Origin of the sequence: Streptomyces sp. NPDC057474, assembly GCF_042802555.1 — a bacterium.
GTDB lineage: Bacteria > Actinomycetota > Actinomycetes > Streptomycetales > Streptomycetaceae > Streptomyces.
This window is the reverse complement of record NZ_JBHVDX010000402.1, coordinates 1-4738: the sequence shown is the minus strand read 5'-3', so window position 1 is coordinate 4738 and position 4738 is coordinate 1. Positions and strand designations below refer to the sequence as shown.

Genomic DNA, 4738 nt, shown 5'->3' with positions numbered 1-4738 from the left:
CCCTCACCGGGAGCCGGGCGACCGGCCGTTTCACGCCGACGGTCCCGTGCGCTCACAGTCAGGAGCACCCCCGCCCACCCGCTAAACTTTTCCTCGCGCGCCGCTAGCTCAGTTGGTTAGAGCAGCTGACTCTTAATCAGCGGGTCCGGGGTTCGAGTCCCTGGCGGCGCACCACCGGAGAGGTCCCGCGCGAGAGTGAATCGCGAGGGACCTCTCCGCATGTGCACGTCACCCCGCACACTCCCCCCTCGCTCCCCTCCCACTCCCCACAGACCCTCCATCGATGCCCCAATAACCGTGTATGACCGGTAAACACCGCGTTTCGCATCTTGCGATCAAGCTTCACACCGTAGAACCCTGGGCCGTAAGAGACTGCGGATACATGGCAGTTGGGGGGCCATGGGCGGTTTGCGCCCTGGGATGGGGATCTTGGGCCCTCGCCGACGCACGCGATGCACGCACTCACAAAAGATGCCGAGGGGGCATCAATGCAACCGGATGGCCGTCGTCCCGTGTCTCCATGGTGTAGATCACATGGTGACGATGACCCACTGATGCGTCCGTAACGGTCGAGGGGGACCTAATCGGACGGAATACCGACGAACACACGCTCGATCGAGTGTGTGCGGGGGGAATAACTCATGACGTCGACGCCGACGGGCGCCCGGCATAACCACGACCCGTCCGAGACGACCCAGCTCAAGGTGCCGTCGCAACGGACCGGAGCCTTTCGCAGGCTCAAGAAGACCCTTCCCAGATACGACTACGAGCACTACAGCCGACTCGCCGGGCCCCTGACCCAGCCCGATCCGACCAAGCCCTACACGGTGCAGTACCGCTCGCTGATCTCCCAGGAACCGCACCGCCTGCGGGTCGCCCTGATGCTGGCGGCCGCACCACTGCTCTCCCTGGTCCTGCTCGCCTGGCTGCTGCAGCAGGAGCACTGGACCAAGCGCGACTACGTCGAGTACGAGTTCCTGCCGGCCCTCGACATGGTCATGCTGGTCTCGATCGGCCTGATCGAGTTCTTCCGCTGCATGAACGTGCTGTCGAACGCGCACGCCACCCTGGTCGCCCGCGACCCGATTCCGGTGGTGCCCGAGACCGGCACCAGAGTCGCCTTCCTCACCTCCTTCGTGCCCGGCAAGGAGCCGCTGGAGATGGTGACGAAGACCCTGGAGGCCGCGGTCAAGCTCCGTCACCGCGGGCTTCTGCACGTGTGGCTGCTCGACGAGGGCGACGACGCGGATGTGAAGGCGGTCTGCGCGCGCCTGGGCGTGCGCCACTTCTCCCGCAAGGGGATCGCGAAGTGGAACCAGCCCAAGGGCCCGCACCGCGCCAAGACCAAGCACGGCAACTACAACGCCTGGCTTGACGCGCACGGCGACGACTACGACTTCTTCGCCTCGGTCGACACCGACCACATCCCGCTGCCCAACTACCTGGAGCGGATGCTCGGTTTCTTCCGCGACCCGAACATCGGCTTCGTCATCGGCCCCCAGGTGTACGGCAATTACGACAACTTCGTCACCAAGGCCGCCGAGTCCCAGCAGTTCCTGTTCCACGCGCTGATCCAGCGCGCCGGCAACAAGTACGGCTCCCCCATGTTCGTCGGCACCTCCAACGCCGTACGGATCAAGGCGCTCAAGCAGATCGGCGGTCTGTACGACTCGATCACCGAGGACATGGCGACCGGCTTCGAGATCCACCGCCACAAGAACCCGGCGACGGGCAAGAAGTGGCGCTCGGTGTACACGCCGGACGTGCTCGCGGTGGGTGAGGGGCCCAGCGCCTGGACGGACTTCTTCACCCAGCAGATGCGCTGGTCGCGCGGGACGTACGAGACGATCCTCAAGCAGTACTGGAAGGGCTGGTACTCGCTGCCGCCGAGCAAGCTCTTCAACTACACGATGATGATCATCTTCTACCCGATGTCCGCCCTCAACTGGATTCTGGCGGCGCTGAGTTGCGCCCTGTTCCTGGGCCTGGGCGCCTCGGGTGTGAACATCGATCCGACCGTGTGGCTGATGCTCTACGGGAACGCCTCGGCGCTCCAGATAGGCCTGTACGTCTGGAACCGTCGGCACAACGTCTCCCCGCACGAGCCGGAGGGCTCCGGCGGTGTGGCCGGCATGGTGATGTCCGCGCTGTCCGCGCCGCTCTACGCGAAGGCGCTGATCGACTCGGCCCTGCGCCGCAAGAGCAAGTTCGTGGTCACGCCCAAGGGAGACTCGGCGAGCCCCGACAGGTGGTTCGGCACCTTCCGGTACCACTGGTACTTCATCGTCATCTTCGGGGCCTCGATCGCCGCCGGTTTCGTCTTCGGCAACTCGCATCCCGCGATGATCATCTGGGCCATCTTCGCCATGATGATCACCGCGCTCCCCATCTTCGCCTGGCGCTACATGCTGCGGCAGGACAGGAAGAAGGCCGCCGCCGCGGCCGAACTGCAGGGTTCCATGGTGGCGCCGCCAGAGGCGGCTCCCGCGCCATTCGGGCCGCCACTCGCACCGCACGCCCCACACGCACCTCACGCTCCCCAGCACAAGCCGAGCTGGGCGGCGTCCGGGTCGGGCAGCGGGGGTAGCGACCAGACCATGCAGATCGCCCTGGGCGGACTTGGGGGACGTAAGGAATGAAGGACCGTGCAGGCCGCCGCCGCGCCCGTCGCCTCGCGATCGGCGCGGCGGTGGTCCTCGCGCTCGCCGGGATGAACGGGCCGTGGGTGTATCGCTTCAGTACCGAGAAGTACCACGACTACAAGATCAACAGACCCGAGTACAAGGCCGCCAACGGGCACTGGAAGGTCGTGGAGTTCCCGGAGGAGTACCGGCAGAACACGATCCATGCCGCGCTCCTGCACACCGGCAAGATCCTGTTGATCGCGGGTTCGGGCAACGACGCCGACAACTTCGACAAGAAGAAGTTCGACACCCGCGTCTGGGACCCGGTCAAGCAGACGATCAAGCGCGTACCGACCCCGGCCGACCTGTTCTGCACGGGGCACACCCAGCTGTCCAACGGCAATCTGCTGATCGCGGGCGGCACCAAACGCTACGAGAAGCTGAAGGGTGATGTCACCAAGGCCGGCGGCCTGATGATCATCCACAACGAGAACCCCGACAAGGGGATGAAGATCAAGGCGGGCACCAAGTTCGTCGGCAAGGCGAACGGCAGGACGTTCGTCCTCAAGGACACCGTCGACATCAAGAAGGCCGTCAAGACCTTCGATCCGGACACCGGGAAGTTCACCGGCAACAAGCCGGGGATCGCGCGCGCCTATGTCGAGGCCGAGAAGCGCGGCAAGAAGTACGAGACGGGGACGGAGGACAACTACCGGGTCGCGGGCCTGAAGGGTGAGGACGCGCGGAACACGTACGGCATCGCGCAGAAGCTCGCCCTCGACAAGAAGGACTTCCAAGGGATCAAGGACGCCTACGAGTTCGACCCGGTCGCCGAGAAGTACATCAAGGTCGACCCGATGAACGAGGCGCGCTGGTACCCGACGCTGACCACCCTCACCGACGGTACGGTCCTCAGCCTCTCCGGTCTCGACGAGATCGGTCAGCTGGTCCCGGGCAAGAACGAGATCTACGACCCCGAGACCAGGAAGTGGACGTACACGAAGGACGAGCAGCAGTTCCCGACGTACCCGGCCATCTCCCTGATGCAGAACGGCAAGCTGTTCTACTCGGGCGCGAACGCGGGGTACGGGCCGGACGACATCGGGCGTGACCCCGGTGTGTGGGACCTCAAGACCAACAAGTTCACCAAGGTCCCCGGCATGAGCGACGGCAAGCTGCTCGAAACCGCCGGGACCGTGCTGTTGCCTCCGGCGCAGGACGAGAAGTACATGGTCATCGGCGGGGGCGGGGTCGGTGAGTCGGAGCGGTCCAGCAAGAAGACCCGGCTGATCGATCTGCTGGCCGACGAGCCGCGATTCGTGGACGGGCCGGAGATGGCGAAGGGCACGCGGTATCCGCAGGCCTCGATCCTGCCCGACGACACGGTCCTCATCTCCGGCGGCTCGGAGGACTATCGCGGGCGCGGCGACTCCAACATCCTGGAGGCGCGGCTGTACGACGCGAAGACGGGCGAGCTGCGGCGGGTGGCCGACCCGCTGGTCGGCCGGAACTACCACTCCGGGTCGATCCTGCTGCCGGACGGGCGGGTCGTCTTCTTCGGATCGGACTCCCTCTACTCCGACAAGGCCAACACCAAGCCGGGGGAGTTCGAGCAGCGGATCGAGATCTATACGCCGCCGTATCTGTTCCAGGACGCGCAGCCGACGTTGACGGGTGGGCCGAAGACGGTTGCGCGGGGTGGGAAGGCGACGTTCGGTACGCAGCACGCGTCATCCATCAAGTCGGCGCGGCTGATCCGGCCTAGTGCGTCGACGCATGTGACGGATGTGGATCAGAAGTCGATCGAGGTGGACTTCAAGGCGGACGGTGCTGAGATCACGGTGACTGTGCCGAAGAACCGGAATCTGGTGCAGTCGGGGTGGTACATGCTGTTCGTGACGGATGACGCGGGGACGCCCAGTAAGGCGCAGTGGGTGAAGGTTCCGTAGAGGCCACGTCTGGGGTGCGTTCTCGGGTGCGGGTGCGTTCTCGGGTGCGTTCTCGGGTGCGGGTGCGGGTGCGGGTGTGCTTGGGGGCTGGTCGCGCAGTTCCCTGCGCCCCTGAAAGCAAAAAGCACGGGGCGCAGCCCCTGCTTTTTGAGGGGCGCGGGGAAC

At 65.3% G+C, this 4738-nt stretch carries 2 protein-coding genes and 1 tRNA gene; all 3 read left to right on the top strand.

Translation table 11 applies throughout. The features are described from left to right. The first annotated feature begins 97 nt into the window (after positions 1-97). The 3 genes from ACFU53_RS46725 to ACFU53_RS46715 all read left to right on the top strand — a co-directional run bounded on the left by ACFU53_RS46725 (position 98) and on the right by ACFU53_RS46715 (position 4573). A tRNA-Lys gene (locus ACFU53_RS46725) sits at positions 98-174 on the top strand. A gap of 467 nt (positions 175-641) precedes the next feature. Next, a complete protein-coding gene (locus ACFU53_RS46720; protein WP_384006376.1) occupies positions 642-2639 on the top strand; it encodes a glycosyltransferase family 2 protein in 1998 nt (665 codons plus the stop codon). Then, positions 2636-4573 (top strand): galactose oxidase-like domain-containing protein, encoded by a 1938-nt coding sequence (locus tag ACFU53_RS46715; RefSeq protein WP_384006374.1) that lies wholly within the window; start codon positions 2636-2638, stop codon positions 4571-4573. Before ACFU53_RS46720 ends, ACFU53_RS46715 begins: the two co-directional genes overlap by 4 nt. Positions 4574-4738: the final 165 nt, after the last annotated feature.

Coding starts and splice junctions, on each gene's coding strand:
- ACFU53_RS46720 (WP_384006376.1), top strand. CDS start 642: ATGACGTCGACGCCGACGGGCGCCCGGCATAACCACGACCCGTCCGAG.
- ACFU53_RS46715 (WP_384006374.1), top strand. CDS start 2,636: ATGAAGGACCGTGCAGGCCGCCGCCGCGCCCGTCGCCTCGCGATCGGC.